Origin of the sequence: Pseudomonas mercuritolerans (genome assembly GCF_025706525.1) — a bacterium.
GTDB lineage: Bacteria > Pseudomonadota > Gammaproteobacteria > Pseudomonadales > Pseudomonadaceae > Aquipseudomonas > Aquipseudomonas mercuritolerans.
The window spans coordinates 582,407-601,103 of sequence record NZ_JAMSHA010000003.1; the positions used below are offsets into that span (position 1 = coordinate 582,407).

General features: G+C 60.7%; 14 protein-coding genes. 6 read left to right on the forward strand and 8 right to left on the reverse strand.

The genetic code is table 11. From position 1 onward, the window contains the following. Window positions 1-25: 25 nt before the first annotated feature. A complete protein-coding gene (locus tag ND528_RS11130; protein ID WP_263470321.1) occupies window positions 26-886 on the reverse strand; it encodes a LysR substrate-binding domain-containing protein in 861 nt (286 codons plus the stop codon). 113 nt (window positions 887-999) lie between these two features. On the opposite strand from ND528_RS11130, the gene ND528_RS11135 reads away from it, so the two are divergent. From ND528_RS11135 to ND528_RS11145, 3 genes are all read left to right on the forward strand, one after another. After that, the gene (locus tag ND528_RS11135; RefSeq protein WP_263470322.1) at window positions 1,000-2,109 is read left to right on the forward strand and encodes a 2-aminoethylphosphonate--pyruvate transaminase; all 1,110 of its coding nucleotides are present in this window, start codon (window positions 1,000-1,002) and stop codon (window positions 2,107-2,109) included. 141 nt (window positions 2,110-2,250) lie between these two features. Continuing rightward, the gene (phnX, locus tag ND528_RS11140) at window positions 2,251-3,078 is read left to right on the forward strand and encodes a phosphonoacetaldehyde hydrolase (RefSeq protein WP_212616698.1); all 828 of its coding nucleotides are present in this window, start codon (window positions 2,251-2,253) and stop codon (window positions 3,076-3,078) included. Between the two features lie 196 nt (window positions 3,079-3,274). Then, complete coding sequence (locus ND528_RS11145) at window positions 3,275-3,823, forward strand: cytochrome b (RefSeq protein ID WP_130911137.1); 549 nt, start codon at window positions 3,275-3,277, stop codon at window positions 3,821-3,823. Between the two features lie 3 nt (window positions 3,824-3,826). On the opposite strand, the gene ND528_RS11150 is transcribed toward ND528_RS11145, so the two are convergent. Further along, window positions 3,827-4,753 (reverse strand): 1-aminocyclopropane-1-carboxylate deaminase/D-cysteine desulfhydrase, encoded by a 927-nt coding sequence (locus ND528_RS11150; protein WP_263470323.1) that lies wholly within the window; start codon window positions 4,751-4,753, stop codon window positions 3,827-3,829. A gap of 178 nt (window positions 4,754-4,931) precedes the next feature. Continuing rightward, window positions 4,932-6,971 carry an NADPH-dependent 2,4-dienoyl-CoA reductase gene (locus ND528_RS11155; protein ID WP_137214755.1) on the reverse strand — a complete coding sequence of 680 codons (2,040 nt, stop codon included), beginning with the start codon at window positions 6,969-6,971 and terminating at the stop codon, window positions 4,932-4,934. A 210-nt stretch (window positions 6,972-7,181) separates the two neighbouring features. Between ND528_RS11155 and ND528_RS11160 the strand changes: the two genes are divergently transcribed. Further along, window positions 7,182-8,312 (forward strand): nitrilase-related carbon-nitrogen hydrolase, encoded by a 1,131-nt coding sequence (locus ND528_RS11160; protein WP_263470324.1) that lies wholly within the window; start codon window positions 7,182-7,184, stop codon window positions 8,310-8,312. A 3-nt stretch (window positions 8,313-8,315) separates the two neighbouring features. Beyond that, entirely contained in the window at window positions 8,316-9,356 is a 1,041-nt protein-coding gene (locus tag ND528_RS11165) for an AraC family transcriptional regulator (RefSeq protein ID WP_263470325.1), read from the forward strand. A 389-nt stretch (window positions 9,357-9,745) separates the two neighbouring features. On the opposite strand, the gene ND528_RS11170 is transcribed toward ND528_RS11165, so the two are convergent. Together ND528_RS11170 and ND528_RS11175 are read right to left on the reverse strand one after the other, a co-directional pair. After that, on the reverse strand, window positions 9,746-10,600 hold the full coding sequence (locus ND528_RS11170) for a DUF2242 domain-containing protein (RefSeq protein ID WP_263470326.1): 855 nt from the start codon (window positions 10,598-10,600) through the stop codon (window positions 9,746-9,748). A gap of 92 nt (window positions 10,601-10,692) precedes the next feature. Continuing rightward, the gene (locus ND528_RS11175; RefSeq protein WP_263470327.1) at window positions 10,693-11,592 is read right to left on the reverse strand and encodes a LysR family transcriptional regulator; all 900 of its coding nucleotides are present in this window, start codon (window positions 11,590-11,592) and stop codon (window positions 10,693-10,695) included. Window positions 11,593-11,710: 118 nt separating this feature from the next. Here ND528_RS11175 and ND528_RS11180 point away from each other — a divergent pair, with 118 nt between their 5' ends. Then, window positions 11,711-12,916 (forward strand): MFS transporter, encoded by a 1,206-nt coding sequence (locus ND528_RS11180; protein WP_263470328.1) that lies wholly within the window; start codon window positions 11,711-11,713, stop codon window positions 12,914-12,916. Window positions 12,917-13,643: 727 nt separating this feature from the next. Here ND528_RS11180 and ND528_RS11185 read toward each other — a convergent pair. The 3 genes from ND528_RS11185 to lon all read right to left on the reverse strand — a co-directional run bounded on the left by ND528_RS11185 (window position 13,644) and on the right by lon (window position 18,561). Further along, entirely contained in the window at window positions 13,644-15,515 is a 1,872-nt protein-coding gene (locus ND528_RS11185; RefSeq protein WP_263470329.1) for a SurA N-terminal domain-containing protein, read from the reverse strand. A gap of 227 nt (window positions 15,516-15,742) precedes the next feature. After that, the gene (locus ND528_RS11190) at window positions 15,743-16,015 is read right to left on the reverse strand and encodes an HU family DNA-binding protein (protein ID WP_003183171.1); all 273 of its coding nucleotides are present in this window, start codon (window positions 16,013-16,015) and stop codon (window positions 15,743-15,745) included. A gap of 149 nt (window positions 16,016-16,164) precedes the next feature. After that, window positions 16,165-18,561: an endopeptidase La gene (gene lon, locus ND528_RS11195; RefSeq protein WP_263470330.1), complete on the reverse strand. Its 2,397-nt coding sequence runs from the start codon at window positions 18,559-18,561 to the stop codon at window positions 16,165-16,167. Between the last annotated feature and the right edge of the window lie 136 nt (window positions 18,562-18,697).

Below are 18,697 nucleotides of genomic sequence, written 5' to 3' on the forward strand. Positions count from 1 at the left end.
GCTCGCGAAGGAGTCGACACGGTTTTCAGACAGGAGCCAGATCAAAAAAGGCCTGAATCAAGCGCAATTCGCGCCGGCGCTCCATGCAGCCGATCATGTGCCGGTTAACCAGCCCTGCCCCGGCAATCGGGATCGCCACCACGCGCGGGTCATGGCTGACTTCCACCGATGACACCACACCGACACCCAACTCGGCCGCGACCGCTTCGGTCACCGCCTCACGACTGTCCAGCTCCAGCAACACCCGCGGCTGAATCGAGGCCTGCGCACACGCTTGATCAAAAGTGCGCCGAGTAATCGAACTCGGCTCACGCAGGACCATGATCACTTGGTCCAGCTCCTTGAGTTTCACTTCTCCGGAGCGATTCGCCCAGCGATGCCCCGCCGGCACCAGCGCGCAGATCCGCGACTCGCTCAGTGCTTGCAGATGCAGGCCCTTGCGCGGCTCGACCTCGGTCAGCACCGCTACATCGGCGTGTTCCGACAACAGCGCCGCCAGGGTTTCCTGGGCATTGCCCAGACGCAGGTTCACGGTGATGCCCGGATAGCGTGCGCGCAGGCTCGCCAGCATCGGCATGACCATGTGCGGCCCATCCGCCGCCACCTCCAGACGCCCGGTCAACAACTGCCGGTTCGCCTCGAGCAGCGTCTGCGCTTCCTCGGCCAGGCCGAACATGGCGCGGGTGATCGCCGCCAGTTTGGTGCCCTCCTCGGTCAGCTCCACCCGTCGCGCGGTACGCCGCAGCAAGGTGATCTGGTAGTGCTCTTCCAGTGCCTTGATGTGTCCGGTGACCGCTGGCTGGCTGATGAACAACCGCGCAGCCGCGCGGGTGAAGCTGCCTTCGCGGGCCACGGCATCAAAGGCACGGAGCTGAAACAGGTTCATGAATAACCCTCACTGATGGCTGGCATAACAACAAACAATTTGATTGATGCAACGGCGAATTGCAACGTAGGCCCCGTAGCTTCATCCCACAGCGTTTTCGCGAGGACAAACGAATGAGTACCGCCGCACCGATTCTGCTTACTCCCGGCCCGTTGACCACTTCGGCCCGCACCCGCCAGGCCATGCTGGTCGACTGGGGTTCGTGGGATGACCGCTTCAACCAGTTGACCGCCAGCCTTTGCGAGCAATTGCTGGCCATCCTCAACGGCGCCGCCAGCCACCATTGCGTGCCGTTACAGGGCAGTGGCACCTTCGCCGTCGAAGCGGCGATCGGCACACTGGTGCCGCGCGACGGCAAAATCCTCGTGCTGATCAATGGCGCGTATGGCAAGCGTCTGGCGAAGATCTGCGAAGTGCTCGGCCGGTCGTTCAGCACCTTCGAAACCGCCGAAGACGAACCGACCACCGCCGCCGACGTCGACCGCTTGCTGCGCGCCGACGCTGACATCACCCACGTGGCGCTGATCCACTGCGAAACCAGCACCGGCATTCTCAATCCGCTGGCCGAGATCGCCGAGGTCGTTGCGCAACATGGCAAACGTCTGATCATCGACGCCATGAGCTCCTTTGGCGCGTTGCCGGTGGATGCGCAAAAAGTGCCATTCGACGCGCTCATTGCCGCTTCCGGCAAATGCCTGGAAGGCGTACCGGGGATGGGTTTTGTCTTCGCCCGCAAGGAATCGCTGGCCGCCGCGGCTGGCAACTCGCACTCGCTGGCGATGGACCTGTACGACCAGCACGCCTACATGACGAAAACCGGGCAATGGCGCTTCACCCCGCCCACCCATGTGGTCGCGGCGCTGCACGAAGCACTGCTGCAATACAGCGAAGAAGGCGGCCTGCCGGCGCGGCATGCGCGATATGCGGCGAACTGTCAGGCGCTGATGGAAGAGATGAACAAGCTCGGCTTGCGCAGTTTCCTGCCGGCGGCGATTCAGGCGCCGATCATCGCGACTTTCCATGCGCCGCAGGATCCGCGTTACCAGTTCAAGGACTTCTACGAGCGGGTCAAGGCCAAGGGTTACATCCTCTATCCGGGCAAACTGACCCAGGTCGAAACCTTCCGCGTCGGCTGCATCGGCCACGTCACCCCGGACGAAATGCGCCAGGCCGTGGCAGCGGTGGGTGAAGTACTGCGCGAAATGGAAGTGCTCGACATCTGAGCCCCACCAAAAATCCCTTGTGGGAGCGAGCCTGCTCGCGAAAGCGTCGTCCCAGGCGACACATAGGCTGATGTCAGACCGCTTTCGCGAGCAGGCTCGCTCCCACATTTGAACTGCATTACAACTCAGGAATTGATTGCCATGAACTACACCAATCCAAGCAAGCTGCAAGCCGCGATCCTCGACTGGGCCGGTACCGTGGTCGATTTCGGCTCGTTCGCGCCAACGCAGATTTTCGTCGAGGCCTTCGCCGAATTCGACGTGCAGGTATCGATCGAAGAAGCCCGTGGGCCGATGGGCATGGGCAAGTGGGATCACATCCGCACCCTCTGTGATCAGCCGCAAGTGGCCGAGCGTTATCGCAAGGTGTTCGGCCGCACGCCGACCGACGATGACGTCACCGCTATCTACAACCGCTTCATGCCGTTGCAGATCGAGAAAATCGCCGAGCACTCGGCACTGATTCCCGGCGCGCTGGACGCCATCGCCCAACTGCGCGAGCAAGGGATCAAGATCGGTTCCTGCTCCGGCTACCCGAAAGCGGTGATGGACAAAGTCGTCGAACTCGCCGCCAGTAACGGCTACGTCGCCGACCACGTTGTCGCCACCGACGAAGTGCCAAATGGTCGGCCATGGCCGGCGCAAGCCTTGGCCAACGTGATCGCTCTGGGCATCGACGATGTTGCGGCATGCGTGAAGATCGACGACACCGTGCCGGGCATTCTCGAAGGTCGCCGGGCCGGCATGTGGACGGTTGCGCTGATTTGCTCGGGCAATGCGCTGGGCCTGGACTATGAAGGTTTCCGCGCGTTGGGTAGCGACGAACTGGCCAGCGAACGCCAGCGCATCCACGCGCTGTTTGAAAGTTCGCGCCCGCACTACATGATCGACACCATCAGCGACCTGCCGCAAGTGATCGCCGACATCAACAAGCGACTGGGCAACGGCGAGATGCCGCAATCGAGCTGATCGCGCCGCGCATCACCGAAAAACGCCAGTGTCCCTCGCGACACTGGCGTTTTTTCATGAAGAATGCACAAACCGCTGATCCAGCGCAGGGAAAGTCCAGTCAGCCTCGGGCAAAACAGCCAAAGCGGATTACAGTTAACCCATGCCGTCACTCAAGAACGGTCGGTTTCATCCCTGACCCGTGAGGAAGCAACGTATGCCGTGGACAAGCTCGGAATCGCGTTACAGCACCGTTTCGGTGTTGCTGCATTGGCTGATGCTGGTGTTGTTGGTGCTGGTTTACGCCAGCATGGAATTGCGTGGTTTCTTCCCCAAGGGCAGCGGCGGCCGCACGCTGATTCGCGAAATGCACTATTTGCTCGGCCTCACCGTATTCGTGCTGGTTTGGTTTCGCCTGCTCGCGCGCAGCCTCGGCCCTGCGCCGAAAATCTTCCCCGCGTCACCCGCCTGGCAAACCATCGTGGCGCGGTTGATGCACTGGGCGTTGTACTTGTTCATGCTCAGCATGCCGATATTGGGCTGGCTGATCACCAGCGCCGAGGGCCATCAAGTGATGTTCTACGGTTTCGATCTGCCGCTGCTGGTGGGTGAAGACAAGGCGTTCGCCAAGCAAGTCGAAGGCTGGCATGTGCTGGTCGCCACGCTCGGCTATTGGCTGATCGGCCTGCATGCGCTGGCGGGTATTTATCACCATTACGTGGTGCGCGATAACACCCTTCTGCGGATGATGCCCAAGCGCGGCTGAGCGTCAGGGCGTTGCGGCAAACCCGCGTCGCCCTTGCAGGCCACCCGTGTGGATGAAGATCAGACGCGTGCCGGCGGCGAATCCACCGGATTCGATACGTTGCCGGAGCGCCAGCAAAGCCTTGCCGGTGTATAGCGGTTCCAGAGGGATACCACTGGCCTGCTCGGTCTGTTCGATGAAGGTCAGCAACGCCTCGTCTACCTTGGCGAAACCGCCACGGCTGGCATCAATCAACTGATAGCCCGACGCGGTATCTCCGGCTTGCGCAAGGATCGACTCGATGTTCGGCGCTACCCCGTGATCGTCCGGCACGGCCAGCGCGCCATACAGTGAGCGCCTGCCTTTCTCGGCGAGCGCCAGTCCGGCCAGGGTTGTGCCTGTGCCACAGGCCAGCCACCAGGTGTCGAAATCATCCCAGCCCAACTTGGCCAACTGTTCATCGACCTGCTTGCTGATCGCTGCGCAACCCAGCGCGCCGGCCAGTCCACCACCGCCCTCGGGCACCGCGTGCAACGTCGGATATTGCGCCTGCCATGGTGTCCAGAACCCAGTTTCGTGCCGCGCGCGATAGCCGGCGTAACCCAGCCAATGCAACTGCATGCCGAAAGCTCGCAGATCCTGCACCGTCGGCGTGTCCTGCGGGTGCCCGCGCAGCAGTCCCACGGTTTTGAAGCCCAGCCGTTTGCCCGCCGCCGCCAGCGCATGCAGGTGGTTGGAATGCGCACCGCCAAGGCTGATGATGCCCTCGGCGCCGGCTCGCTCTGCGGCTTTGAGGTGTTCGACGAGTTTGAACCACTTGTTGCCGCTGATCAGCGGATCAATCTGGTCGAGACGCAGGATCGCGACTTCGACGCCGGCGGTTGTCAGCCAGTCCAGATGCAGGGGTTCGAGAGGGGCCAGGGGTAGCCAGTCGGGGGGACGCGAAAGCATAAATGCCGATTCTGTTTGAAGAGCCGGCATTTTAACAGCGAGCCGCAAAAATCCTGCCATTCGCCGTACACCAATGTGGGAGCGAGCCTGCTCGCGAAGACGTCGTGTCAGTCGAAGTCTTTATAGCTGACACTCCGCTTTCGCGAGCAGGCTCGCTCCCACAGGTTACGCGGTATTTCTAGAGCTCAGCCGCGAGGCGCGAACCCTGGTTGATCGCGCGCTTGGCATCCAGCTCCGCCGCGACATCCGCGCCGCCGATCAAGTGCACTTTCTGTCCGGCCTCGACCAGACCGTCATGCAACTCACGCAACGGATCCTGTCCGGCGCAGATCACGATGTTGTCCACCGCCAGCAATTGCGGCTCGCCGGTTTCGCCGATGCGGATGTGCAAGCCCTGATCATCGATACTCAGGTATTCAACGCTGTTGAGCATCTGCACCTGCTTGTTCTTCAGACCGGTGCGGTGAATCCAGCCGGTGGTTTTGCCCAGACCGTCGCCGACCTTGGTCTTCTTGCGCTGCAACAGGAACACCTCACGGGCCGGCGCATGCGGCGCCGCTTTGATTCCTGCCACACCACCACGGGCCTCCAGTTGCGTATCGATGCCCCACTCTTTCCAGAACGCCGCGCGATCCAGACTGGTGGCGACGCCTTGATGGACGAGGAATTCCGAAACGTCAAAACCGATACCACCCGCCCCGATCACCGCGACACGCTTGCCAACCGGCTTGCGCTCGAGGATCACGTCCAGATAACTCAACACCTTGGCATTCTCGACACCCGGAATCGCCGGCACGCGCGGGGCGATACCGGTGGCGAGAATGATCTCGTCGTAGCCGCCTTCAACCAGCTTCGCCACGTCGACGCGAGTATTGAGGCACACCTCGACATGGGTGGTCTGCAACTTGCGCTTGAAGTAGCGCAGGGTTTCGAAAAACTCTTCCTTGCCCGGCACGCGTTTGGCGATATTGAACTGGCCACCGATCTCGCTGGACGAATCGAACAGCGTCACCTGATGACCGCGCTCGGCGGCCACGGTGGCAGCGGACAAACCGGCAGGGCCGGCACCGACCACGGCGATTTTCTTGATCTGCTGCACCGGCAGGTAGTTGAGCTCAGTCTCATGACAGGCGCGCGGGTTGACCAGGCAACTGGTGAGCTTGCCGCCAAAGGTGTGGTCGAGGCACGCCTGGTTGCAGCCGATGCAGGTGTTGATTTCATCGGCGCGGCCTTCGGCAGCCTTGTTGACGAAATCCGGGTCGGCGAGGAACGGCCGGGCCATCGAGACCATGTCGGCATCGCCCTCGGCAAGGATCTGCTCAGCAATTTCCGGGGTATTGATGCGGTTGGTGGTGATCAGCGGAATGCTCACCGAGCCGCGCAACTTGGCCGTGACCTTGCTGAACGCCGCACGCGGAACCTTGGTGGCGATGGTCGGAATCCGCGCTTCGTGCCAGCCGATACCGGTGTTGATGATGGTCGCGCCAGCCTGCTCGATGGCTTTGGCCAGCATGACGATTTCATCCCAGGTGCTGCCACCTTCGACCAGATCGAGCATCGACAGGCGGAAGATGATGATGAAATTCGGCCCAACGGCTTCGCGTACGCGGCGGACGATTTCCACCGGCAGGCGCATGCGGTTTTCGTAACTGCCGCCCCAGCGGTCGGTGCGGTGGTTGGTGTGGGCGGCGAGGAACTGGTTAATGAAATAACCTTCCGAACCCATGATTTCGACGCCGTCGTATTCGGCGGTTTGCGCCAATACCGAGCAGGTGACGAAATCGCTGATCTGCTTTTCGATGCCCTCTTCGTCCAGCTCCTTGGGCTTGAACGGGTTGATCGGCGCCTGAATCGCGCTCGGCGCTACCTGTTTCGGGCTGTAGGCATAGCGGCCCGCGTGGAGAATCTGCATGCAGATCTTGCCGCCCGCCTCATGCACCGCACGGGTGACGATGCGGTGCTTGAGCGCTTCTTCCTCGGTGGTCAGCTTGGCCGCGCCGGAATACACGCCGCCCTCATCATTGGGGCCGATGCCGCCGGTGACCATCAGGCCGACACCGCCACGGGCACGCTCGGCGAAGTACGCCGCCATGCGTTCGAAGCCACCCGGCTTTTCTTCCAGGCCAGTGTGCATCGAGCCCATCAGGGTGCGGTTACGCAGCGTGGTGAATCCCAGGTCCAGCGGGGCCAGCAGATGCGGGTAATGAGCGGCGGTCATCGGTAACTCCACAACGAGCGATCACGGAAAAATTGCGGGAGCTCTGCGTCCCCCATCAGTTCATGCTCGACAGACTAAGAGTCGCACCGCTGTCACTCAATGACCGTAACTGACAAGTTATTGATCCAAATGCACAGCGCCCCTTGGCAACCCGAGCCATGGGCCCTACCCTAGTCGGCACATCCTGTACCCGGCTGTTGTTGGTTCTTCATGCGCAAACTTCTGTATCTGTTTTTCTCCATGGCCCTCGTTGCCGTCCTGACCACCTACGCCATGTGGGCGGCAGACCGGCCGGCGGGGCATTACCTGTCGGATCTGCGCATCAAGCTCGCTGTCGATCAGGGCACGCCCGGCGACCGTGGCAATCTGCTCGGCATCCAGCCCGAATTGTTCCCCACCGATTACCAAAGCTCCGGACGCCTGCACCGCAAGCTTGCGGCGTATCTTCAGCAGGCCCGCGAGCAAGGCTTGCTCAACGAAAAAACCGTGGTGGTATTGCCCGAGCACGTCGGCACCTGGCTGATGATCAGCGGCGAGAAAGACGAGTTGTATCAGGCGCCGACCCTGGCGGAAGCGATGAACTGGCTGGCGGCAAGCAATCCGCTGCTGTTCGCCCGCGCGTGGTTGCGGGCCAAGGGCGAGCAACGTCTGGACGATGCTTATCTGCGGATGAAAGCGAAGGCCATGGCCAAGGATTACCAGGCGCTGTTCGGCGGTCTGGCCAAGGAATTCCAGGTCACTCTTGTAGCCGGCTCCATCGTGCTGCCGGAGCCAAGCATCCGCGACGGCCAGCTCAAGCCCGGCAGCGGCGCCCTGTTCAACAGCAGCGTGGTGTTTGGTCGCGACGGCATACCGCTGGGCCAGCCGCAACGGCAGATGCACCCGATTTTCGACCAGCAGGGAGTGATTAAGGCCGAAGACAAGCACGCCATCCAGGTTGTCGACACCCCGGCCGGACGTCTCGGCATCCTGATCGGCAGCGACAGCTGGTACCCCGGCAACTACCGCACCCTCGATGAACAAGGCGCGCAACTGGTGGCCGTGCCGGCGCAAGTCATCGGCCATGGCGCCTGGGATAAACCATGGCGCGGCTACAAGGGTTCGAGCACGCCGGGGTCGGTCAGCCTCAAGCCCGGCGACCTCAGCGAAGGTCAGGCCTGGCATCGACTGACCCTGACCGCGCAACCGCCAAGCAGCCGCGCGATTGCCGGCGTCAGTGTGTTCATGCGCGGGCAGTTCTGGGACAAGCCGAGTACCGGTAGAAGCTTCCTCAGCAGCAACGGCCAGCAGTTCGCCGATGGCGAGGCCCGTGGTGCGCGTTTGCTGAACGTCTGGCTGTAAACCATGAAGCCACAGCCGATGCGCCTCGGGGATCTGTCGGTGGGCTTCGTCCATAGTCTGGCCGACGCCGTGCGTAGCCATGGCGCCGACCCGTTGCCTCTGCTTGAGCAATACGGCCTCGATGCCGCGCGGCTGGCCGAGGCCGGGGCGCGCTTGTCGATCCCGCGTTACATGCGCCTGGGCCATGCGGCGATTCAACTTACCAGCGATCCGGCCCTGGGCCTGCGCATGGGGCGGATGATCCGCTTGAATCAGGCAGGCCTGGCCGGTATCACCGCCGCGCAAGCGCCCACCGTGCGCGAAGCGGCCCGCTGCCTGACTCGCTTCGAGCCGCTTTACGGCTCGAACTATCGCGGGCAGTCCAGTTTCCACGAAGACGCCAACGGTGCGTGGCTGCGCTTCTATTCGATCAGCCCTTACAACGCCTATAACCGCTTCGTGGTCGACTCGATCCTCGCCGGCTGGCTGCATCAGTTGTCGAGCCTGTGCGGCGAAACGTTGCGCGCCGAGCGGATCGAAATTGAGTTCGAAGCGCCGGACTACCGCGAGGCTTACGCGGTACTCGGCGATTGCCCGATCCAGTTCAGCGCCGAGCGCAATCAACTGCGGCTGAGCCTGAGCAGCCTCGCCCTGCGCAATCCAGAACACTGCCCGAGCACCTGGCGACATCTGCTGCAGCTGTGTGAGCGGGAGCTGGAACAGCTTACCCGCACCCGCAGCCTGCGCGAACGCATCACTCAGCTGCTGGGGCCGTTGCTCAATGGTGGCCGCGAGCCGGACCTTGAAGAAGTCGCGGCACGCCTGAAACTGCCGACCTGGACCTTGCGGCGCAAACTCGCCGAGGAAGGCACGCAGTTCCGCGCGATCCTCAATGACACACGCCGGGACCTGGCGATGACCTATATCCGCGACACCGAACTGGCGTTCGGCGAAATCGCCTACCTGCTGGGCTTCGCCTCAGCCGAAGCTTTCCAACGCGCATTCAAACGCTGGAGCGGGCAGACGCCCGGCGAATCCCGACGAAATTACCGCTCGGGAGCCTGAAGCTCAGAGCTCCGTCGCGTCGTCTGCCGGCTCTGGTTGATCCAGTTCAAAGGCCTGATATTCGAGCAGTTCTTCCTGATACTCATCCATCGTATAAATCCCCCCAACTGCTCGCTGTGAAAATGGCCTGATCAATCGACCAGTGCCCCGAGCATAAAGTGCCCGTGTGAAGGAAAAGTGAAACGCGACCTTCATCAATAAAACGTAGCAGGTGGTTAGGGATTTATCGCGGCGATGGTGTCGCAGGTGTGTAACCAGATCTTAAGCCAACCCGTAAACCACTGTGGGAGCGAGCCTGCTCGCAAAGGCGGTGTGTCAGTCTGATCATCTGTCGACTGATACACCGCCTTCGCGAGCAGACTCGCTCCCACAGGGTTTCGCTGGGTCTCTTATTGGCCCGACGCGGGCATCGCCGGAATCGGCTCGGACGGTGGCGGAATATCCGGGTTGGTCGAAGGCGTGATGGCTTCGCTGGCCGGCGCTGGCTCTTCCACGGGCGCTGGCGCAGGCGTAATCGGCGTCGACTCCGCTGGCGGCACCACCGGCTCGGAACTCACTGGCGCGGCTTCAACCGGGGCCGGTGCAGGTTCCGCAGCCGGCGCTGGCGTTGCTGCCGGTTCCGCTGAAGGCGCCAGAGGAGCAGCTGCAGGCGCGGCCTTTGGCTCCGGCACACCTAAGTCGGTTCTCGGTTTTTCTTCGATATGCGCCGCTTTCTTCGCATCGGCTGGCAGGAATTGCTCGACCAGAGTGAAGAAACGCTCGTAGAACTTCTGCGCGGTGACGGTCTCACTGGCGACCTTGACCATCGAGTCGTCCGAAGAGCCGATCGGCATCGACACCGAGCCCAATACACCAACCCCGAGGCTGGCCGAGTTGTTGGTCTTCTTCAGCGCGTAACGGTCCTGCAAGGCGTTGGCGAACACCGTCGCGTGATGCCCGGCGCTGCCATCTTCGGCACAGACCACGTTGAAGCTGATCTCGAGGTGCGTCTCGCCGGTCTGCTGGAAACTCTTGTGACCGCTGACCAGTTTCGAATCACTGCTGGTAATGATGTAGCCCTGACTGAGCAACGCACGCCGGGCCGCTTCGCAACTGGCGGTGTCGGTTACCGGATAGTTGCGCGAAAAGGTGCCGGAGTCATCGAAGTTCTCATGCTCATAGATCGGCTTGTCCTTCGAACAACCGGCCACCGCAGTCAACAAAAGCGCCAGCCCGACAACACGCATGGGAGTGGAAATCAACATTGAACATCCTGAGGGAAAACAGTCCGGGGCGTATTGTGCAACAGATCGCCGCCCCATGGCGCATGGAATAGTGTCAAGAATCGGTTACAACTTTACCGGTCATGAGCGCCGGGAAAAAGCCGCGTGGACAAATGATCGATCAACGCGCGCAATTTCGCCGTGGCTTGTCGGCTCGACGGCCACAATACCCAGAACTGTCCCGCGTGCTCGACATGCTCATCAAGTACCCGGCGCAAGCGACCCTCGCGCACCGCTTCGCGCACCATGAAATCCGGCAGACAGGCGATGCCCATCCCTGCGAGCACCGCATGCTGCACCGCCTCGATCGAGGTACTGAGCAGGCGCAGCGGCAATATCGGTTCCGGCGCCCCCTCCGCGCGGCGCAACGGCCAGGCTTCCAGTTTGCCGGTAGCATGAAAGGTGTGGCGCAGACAGTCGTGATCGGCCAGATCGCCCGGGGTGCGCGGCTCGCCCCACTGTTGCAGATACTCCGGGCTCGCCACCAGCACCAGATGAAACTCGCCCAGCGGCCGCGCCATCAGCCGTGAATCCTTGGGCTTGCCGGTACGAATCACCGCATCGAAACCCTCATCAATGACATCGACCATACGGTCGGTGAGGTCCAGATCCAGCTCGATGTGCGGGTACAACGCCATGAATTCGGTCATCACCGGCATGACCAGTTCGTGCACCTGAGGCAGGCTGATCCGCAGCCGACCGTGGGGCGCCGAGGTGGCATTGCACAGCTCGAACTCCGCCGCCTCCACCTCCGCCAGAATCCTGCGGCAACGCTCGAGAAACAACGCGCCTTCCGAGGTCAGGGTGATGCTGCGAGTGCTGCGATTGAACAAGCGCACGCCAAGCCGCGCTTCCAGCCGCGCAATGCTTTTGCCGATCGCCGACGATGACACCCCTTGCAAGCGGCCGGCTTCAGTGAAACTGCGAGTCTCGGCGACCTGCACAAATACCGAGATGCTACCCAGGCTGTCCATTAATACCTCCGATTAGCGACATCCGTGTCCGATATGTTCGGAACCCTAACCTGTTTTTCCGCAATGCGCAGCGCCCTACCCTGTGTCTCGACATTGACCACAACAGAGACGCAGCAAAATGACCGACGCACACCTCGCCTCCTCTGCGCTTGCGCAACCGACCGAAAACCGCGAACGCCTGCCCTACGGCGCACTGCTGGCGCTGGCCACGGCAGGTTTCATCACTGTCATGACCGAAGCGATGCCAGCGGGACTGCTGCCACAAATGAGCGCCGGCCTGAACGTATCTCAAGCGCTGATCGGGCAATTGGTCACGCTGTACGCCGTCGGTTCAATGCTCGCAGCGATCCCCCTGACCCTCGCCACCCGCAGTTGGCGCCGCAAACCATTGCTGTTGACCGCAATCGCCGGCTTCGCCGTGGCCAACAGCATCACTGCCGTGTCCGAGCTGTACTGGCTGACCCTTGGCGCACGTTTCATCGCTGGCATCTTCGCCGGCCTGCTCTGGGCGCTCCTGGCCGGATACGCCAGCCGCATGGTCGCTCCCCACCTGCAAGGCCGTGCCATCACCGTCGCCATGCTCGGCGCGCCACTGGCGTTATCCCTTGGCATACCAGCCGGGACGCTATTGGGAACGATGGTGGGCTGGCAACTGAGCTTTGCGATCATGACGGCGCTGACCCTGGTGCTGGTGATCTGGGTGCGCCTGCGAGTCCCGGACTTCGCCGGCGAACCTGAAGGAAAGCGCCTGCCCTTGCGTCAGGTATTTACCCTCCCCGGCATAAGGTCGGTGCTGTTTGTGACCTTGTCCTACGTCGTGGCGCATAACCTGCTGTACACCTACATCGCACCGTTTTTGCAACCTTCTGGCCTGGCTTCGGAAATTGACCGTGTACTACTGGCGTTTGGCCTGGCCTCGGTGCTGAGCCTGTGGATCGTCGGCAGCCTGATTGATCGCTGGTTGCGTGAACTGGTACTCGGGAGTGCGGCACTGTTCCTGCTCGCGGCGATAGCCTTGGCTCTGTGGCGCGCATCGCCCGCCGTGGTTTACGCGGCCGTTAGCGTCTGGGGACTGGCATTCGGCGCAATGCCCTCGCTCCTGCAAACCGCGTCAGCGAAAACTGCTTCTCAAGCAGCCGACACCGCGCAATCGATGCTGGTAACACTCTGGAATGTCGGTATTGCCGGCGGAGGATTGGCGGGCGGGTTGTTGATGGGGAATGTCGGGGTCGGGGCATTTCCCTGGATTGTTGCGGGGTTGCTGGTGTTGACGCTGTATGCGGCGGTGATGGCCAGGGGGCATGGGTTTGCATCGGGGCGGTGAGATTGCGGGGTGTCCTGCAAGAGATCAGTCGTGAGAAAAGGGCTATCGCTGGCAAGCCAGCTCCCACATTTGAACCGAGTCAGTCAGCTGCAGATCGTGCGGCTGACGCGCCGCCATCGCCAGCAGGCTCGCTTCCACAGAAAAGCAAAAGCAAGATCAAAAAATCGCAGCCTTCGGCAGCTCCTACAGTTGGATCGTAGGTATCTGATGGAAACTGGTTGACCAGCAGGGCGCCATCGCAAGCAGGCTCGCTCCCACAGAAAAGCAAAGCAGCGCAGCTGCCCGCGGCAAAGCCGCCCCACTCAACAATGAGCGCAAGCTCGAGTGCTTTTGATCTTGATCCACCGGCGACGTCGGAAGGCTGAGCGCAGGGATTGATCCGGGCGTGGGAGCGCAGCGACCGTCTGGCGCAGCCAGACACAGCGGAAGGAGGTGCAGCGAAGCAAACCGGAGCCGCTGCGCCCGGATCAGTCCAGTAGCGAAGGAACCCGAGCCTGCGAGGGCCGAACGTAGGAGCAAGCCTTTTCGGTTACCTTTTCGCTGGGCCGGCACTCCGGCGTTTGGAAAAGGTGACTCGCCGTAAGGGCGAAACCGCCACCCGCAACACCGCAAAAAACGGATATTCACCCAAAACCCAACAGCATGGCCGGCCCAAAGGCCGCCACGCCCAAAAAACAAAAAAGCCCCGACCATCAGGCCGGGGCTCCTTCAAAGGTCAGTCAAAAGATCAAAACCGCTCGATCTTCGCCTCAGCTTCCAACTGCTTGCGATACGCCGCAAAGTCCTGCTGCCCTTCACGGGAAGCCAGGAAGCGACGATATTGCGCCTTCTCTTCATCAGTAGGCGCGGCAGCTTCGTTAACACCGTTGAGTCGCACAACCATCAGGCTGCCATCCGGCAACGTAACACTGGAGAACGTCGGCTTGTCCTTGGCAGCCGGCTTCGGCATACGGAACAGTGCCTGCAGCACAGCCGGATCAACCCCTTCCTGACCACGGGTGGCCGCTTCGGTGATCTTCCAGTTCTGACCGTCAATGGCCTTGTCCAGCGGCGCCTTGCCATCGCGCAGATCAGCGATCAGCTTCTCGGCACGGGTCTTGGCCTCGGCACTGGCGTGCTCCTTGGTCAGCTGAGTACGGATCGCCGCGCTCACACTTTCCAGCGGCAGTTGCGCAGGCTTCAGGTGCTCCTTGGAACGCAGCACGATCACGGTTTCCGGATCCAGCTCGATGGCGGTGCTGTTGGCACCTTCATCAATCACTTCCGGGCTGAACGCGGCAGTGACCACGGCACGGTTGGCTGCAACACCTTCGCCACCTTCACGGCCGAACGGTTTGGAAGTGTGCACGGTCAGTTTCAGATCCGCTGCTGGCTGCGCCAAGTCAGAGGCTTCGAACGCCGAGTCTTCCAGTTGCTTGGTCGCCTCAACAAAACGCTGCTCGACCTGAGCCGCTTTCAGCTCGCGGGTCAGCTTGTCTTTCAGGCTGGCCAGGGTCGGCACTTCAGGCGCTTCCACGCCCAACAGCTTGATCAGGTGATAACCGAAGTCGGTACGAATCGGCTCGGACACCTGGTCTTTCGACAGCGAGTACAGAGCCTTTTCGAAGGCCGGATCGTAAACGCCAGGACCGGCATAACCAAGGTCACCACCATTGTTGGCGGAACCCGGGTCCTGTGAGAACTCTTTGGCCAGCGCTTCGAACTTCTCGCCCTTGGCCAGACGCGCCTGGACTTCGTCGATCTTCGCCTTGGCCTGCGCTTCGGTAGTCTTGTCGTTCACTTCGATGAGGATGTGCGCGGCACGACGCTGTTCCGCCAGGTTGGCGATCTCTTTCTGATACGCCGCCTCAAGATCTTCATCCTTGACTGCGACCTGATCAAAGAACGACGACTTCTTCAGCTCGACGTAATCGATGATCACCTGGTCCGGCGTCATGAATTCCTTGGCGTGCTCGTCGTAGTAAGCCTTGACCTCGTCATCGGTCAGCTTGACCGCAGCCGGGTTGGCCTTGACGTTCAGAGTGGCGAAATCACGGGTCTGTTTTTCCAGACGGGCGAATGCCAGCACTTCGGCGTCGGTGACGAAACCGCTGCCGGCAACGCCTGCGCGCAATTGGCCGATGAGCATTTCCTGAGCCAGCATCTGGCGGAACTGCATGCGGCTGTAGCCCAGTTGACGGATCACCTGGTCGAAACGCTCGGAGCTGAACTTGCCATCGACCTGGAATTCAGGCGTCTGCAGGATCACTTGATCCAGCGCGGCTTCGGAGAACGAGAACTTCGCCTGTTCGGCGCCTTGCAGCAGCAACTTGCGGTCGATCAGGCCTTTGAGCGCCGATTCGCGCAGCATCTTTTCGTCGAGCAAGGAAGCATCGAAGTCCTTGCCCAGCTGTTGCATCAGCTGACGGCGTTGCATATCAACGGCCTGGCTCAGCTCGTTCTGGCTGATTTCGTCACCGTTGACCTTGGCCGCCTCGTTCTTGTGAGTCGTGGCCTGGAAAATGGCATCGAAACCGGTCAGGGCCATCAGTGCAACGATGACCCCGATAATGGTCTTGGCAATCCAGCCTTGTGAATTGTCCCTGATATTCTGCAGCATGCGTCCCCCAGAAACGGTTGAACTTCAATTTAGGCAACCGTGGAGCGTGGGTAGAATCCGGATAGAAGAAAGGCGCATCCGAGGATGCGCCTTCTCGTAACTGGCGGAGCGGACAGGGCTCGAACCCTCGATCCCGGCGTTACAGGTGGCTCTTTCAGCCACCTGCTCTACCGCTCCGCTGCCAAGTCAGGCTTGACCCCGACCCGGATGGGTAAAAACCTGGAAACTCAGTTAACAGCTTCTTTCAGCGCTTTACCGGCTTTGAAACCTGGCTTCTTGGCAGCCGGGATTTCCAGAGTCTTGCCGGTTTGCGGGTTGCGACCGGTACGAGCCGGACGGTCAGTCACGGAGAAAGTACCGAAACCAACCAGAACAACGGAGTCGCCAGCCTTCAGAGCGCCAGTGACGGATTCGATTACAGCGTCCAGCGCACGGCCAGCAGCAGCTTTCGGGATATCAGCGGATGCAGCGATAGCATCAATCAGTTCCGACTTGTTCACTCTAAGTCCCCTTATATCTATTTTGAGATGTTTCTAAGTTTTTTGGTGAAAGCAAAAACGAGTGCTGAATGGCCTACAGACACTTAAGAGCCGCTTTATAACAAGGGCTCTAAAATGCTGTCAAGGAAAGCCCCCCAGGCTAAAACGTATTAATGCGTGCTAATTCTTTCCTTGGCATCAGACTCGCGTTTTTCGTCCTTGGCAACTATCTCCGGAGCCACATCCGGCAAGGGCTCCGGCGCGTATTGCAGCGCAATTTGCAGGACCTCGTCAATCCATTTAACCGGTTTGATCTGCAGATCCTGCTTGATATTGTCAGGAATCTCCTTCAGATCGCGGACGTTTTCTTCCGGAATAATCACAATCTTGATTCCGCCGCGATGTGCCGCCAGCAGTTTTTCTTTCAAACCGCCAATTGCCAGCACTTGCCCACGCAGAGTGATCTCACCGGTCATGGCGACATCGGCGCGCACCGGAATGCCGGTCAATGCCGAGACCAACGCGGTGCACATGCCCACGCCAGCGCTAGGTCCGTCTTTCGGCGTAGCACCTTCCGGCATGTGAATGTGGGTGTCGCGCTTCTCGTGGAAGTCCAGCGGGATGCCCAGGCTCTTGGCGCGGCTGCGCACAACGGTCTGTGCGGCAGTGATCGATTCGACCATCACATCACCGAGCGAACCGGTCTTGATCAGTTGCCCTTTACCCGGAATCACTGCGGCCTCGATGGTCAGCAATTCGCCACCAACCTGAGTCCACGCCAGGCCAGTCACCTGCCCCACCTGATCCTGTTGCTCGGCCAGGCCGTAGCGGAACTTGCGCACGCCAAGGAAATGCTCGAGCAAGTCAGCTGTCACTTTTACCGAGAAGCGTTTTTCCAGCGCATGCTCTTTGACTGCCTTGCGGCAGACCTTGGCGATCTGCCGCTCGAGACCCCGCACGCCCGCTTCACGGGTGTAATAACGGATGATGTCGCGGATGGCTTCCTCGTCGAACTCCAGCTCGCCCTTCTTCAGACCATTAGCGGCGATCTGTTTCGGCGAGAGGTATTTCACGGCGATGTTGATCTTCTCGTCTTCGGTGTAACCCGGCAGACGAATCACTTCCATCCGGTCCAGCAGCGCTGGCGGGATGTTCATCGAGTTCGAGGTGCACAGGAACATCACATCGGACAGGTCGTAATCGACTTCCAGATAGTGATCGTTGAAGTTGTGGTTCTGCTCGGGATCGAGCACCTCCAGCAACGCCGACGCCGGATCGCCACGCATGTCGCTGCCCATCTTGTCGATTTCATCGAGCAGGAACAGCGGGTTGCGTACGCCCACTTTTGTCATCTTTTGAATCAATCTTCCCGGCATCGAACCGATGTAGGTCCGGCGGTGACCACGGATTTCCGCTTCGTCACGCACGCCGCCCAAGGCCATACGTACGAATTTACGGTTGGTGGCATGGGCAATCGATTCCGCCAGCGAGGTTTTACCCACGCCTGGTGGACCGACCAGGCACAACACCGGGCCACGGATTTTCTTCACGCGCTTCTGCACGGCGAGGTATTCAAGGATGCGCTCCTTGACCTCTTCGAGGCCGTAGTGATCGGCGTCGAGAATGTCTTCTGCACGGGCCAGGTCGAGGCGTACTTTGCTCTGCGCCTTCCACGGCACCTGCACCAGCCAGTCGATGTAGGAACGCACCACGGTGGCTTCAGCCGACATCGGCGACATCTGCTTGAGCTTGTTCAGCTCGGCAGTCGCCTTTGCCAGCGCGTCTTTCGGCAGGCCGGCAGCATCGATGCGCTTTTTCAGCTCTTCGATTTCGTTGTGGCCTTCGTCGCCGTCACCGAGTTCTTTCTGAATGGCCTTCATCTGCTCGTTCAGGTAGTACTCGCGCTGACTGCGCTCCATCTGCTTCTTGACGCGACCGCGGATGCGTTTTTCAACCTGCAGCAGGTCGATTTCGGCATCCAGCAGCGCCAGCACGTGTTCGACACGGGCCGACAGATCGATGATCTCGAGGATTTCCTGCTTCTGCTCGATTTTCAGCGCCATGTGCGCGGCCATGGTGTCGACCAGACGACCGGGCTCATCGATACTGTTGAGCGACGACAGGACTTCAGCCGGAACCTTCTTGCCCAGCTGGACGTATTGTTCGAACTGCGACAGCAGCGTGCGCACGAAGACTTCCGACTCGCGCTCGGCGGCGTCGACTTCTTCGATCAGCGAGACTTCGGCGCGGCAGTGGCCTTCGACTTCGCTGAAGCGTTCGACGGTGCCACGCTGCTCACCTTCGACCAGAACCTTGACGGTGCCATCAGGCAGCTTCAGCAGCTGCAGAACCGTGGCAATCGTACCCACGCGATAGAGAGCGTCTTCACCGGGATCATCGTCAGCCGGGTTTCTCTGAGCCAGCAGCAGAATCTGCTTGTCACCCGTCATCGCGGCCTCGAGGGCTTCGATGGATTTCTCGCGCCCCACGAACAGCGGGATAACCATGTGCGGATAAACCACGACATCACGCAATGGCAGGAGAGGCAATTCGATGGTTGTCTTCATGATTTCGCCTCTACGGCGGCCGTATGGCCGTAATCAGATGGAATTAAGCTTGAAACCAAGATGGGGGCTGCCTCGAAAAAAAACAAGCGTAATGCGGAGGTAAAAAATGACATAAAAAAAAAGAGGCCCGAAGGCC

What these genes read in the sequence shown, in the direction of transcription:
- ND528_RS11130 (WP_263470321.1), bottom strand. Translation starts at nt 886, where the DNA reads ATGAACCTGTTTCAGCTCCGTGCCTTTGATGCCGTGGCCCGCGAAGGC.
- ND528_RS11135 (WP_263470322.1), top strand. Translation starts at nt 1,000, where the DNA reads ATGAGTACCGCCGCACCGATTCTGCTTACTCCCGGCCCGTTGACCACT.
- phnX (WP_212616698.1), top strand. Translation starts at nt 2,251, where the DNA reads ATGAACTACACCAATCCAAGCAAGCTGCAAGCCGCGATCCTCGACTGG.
- ND528_RS11145 (WP_130911137.1), top strand. Translation starts at nt 3,275, where the DNA reads ATGCCGTGGACAAGCTCGGAATCGCGTTACAGCACCGTTTCGGTGTTG.
- ND528_RS11150 (WP_263470323.1), bottom strand. Translation starts at nt 4,753, where the DNA reads ATGCTTTCGCGTCCCCCCGACTGGCTACCCCTGGCCCCTCTCGAACCC.
- ND528_RS11155 (WP_137214755.1), bottom strand. Translation starts at nt 6,971, where the DNA reads ATGACCGCCGCTCATTACCCGCATCTGCTGGCCCCGCTGGACCTGGGA.
- ND528_RS11160 (WP_263470324.1), top strand. Translation starts at nt 7,182, where the DNA reads ATGCGCAAACTTCTGTATCTGTTTTTCTCCATGGCCCTCGTTGCCGTC.
- ND528_RS11165 (WP_263470325.1), top strand. Translation starts at nt 8,316, where the DNA reads ATGAAGCCACAGCCGATGCGCCTCGGGGATCTGTCGGTGGGCTTCGTC.
- ND528_RS11170 (WP_263470326.1), bottom strand. Translation starts at nt 10,600, where the DNA reads ATGTTGATTTCCACTCCCATGCGTGTTGTCGGGCTGGCGCTTTTGTTG.
- ND528_RS11175 (WP_263470327.1), bottom strand. Translation starts at nt 11,592, where the DNA reads ATGGACAGCCTGGGTAGCATCTCGGTATTTGTGCAGGTCGCCGAGACT.
- ND528_RS11180 (WP_263470328.1), top strand. Translation starts at nt 11,711, where the DNA reads ATGACCGACGCACACCTCGCCTCCTCTGCGCTTGCGCAACCGACCGAA.
- ND528_RS11185 (WP_263470329.1), bottom strand. Translation starts at nt 15,515, where the DNA reads ATGCTGCAGAATATCAGGGACAATTCACAAGGCTGGATTGCCAAGACC.
- lon (WP_263470330.1), bottom strand. Translation starts at nt 18,561, where the DNA reads ATGAAGACAACCATCGAATTGCCTCTCCTGCCATTGCGTGATGTCGTG.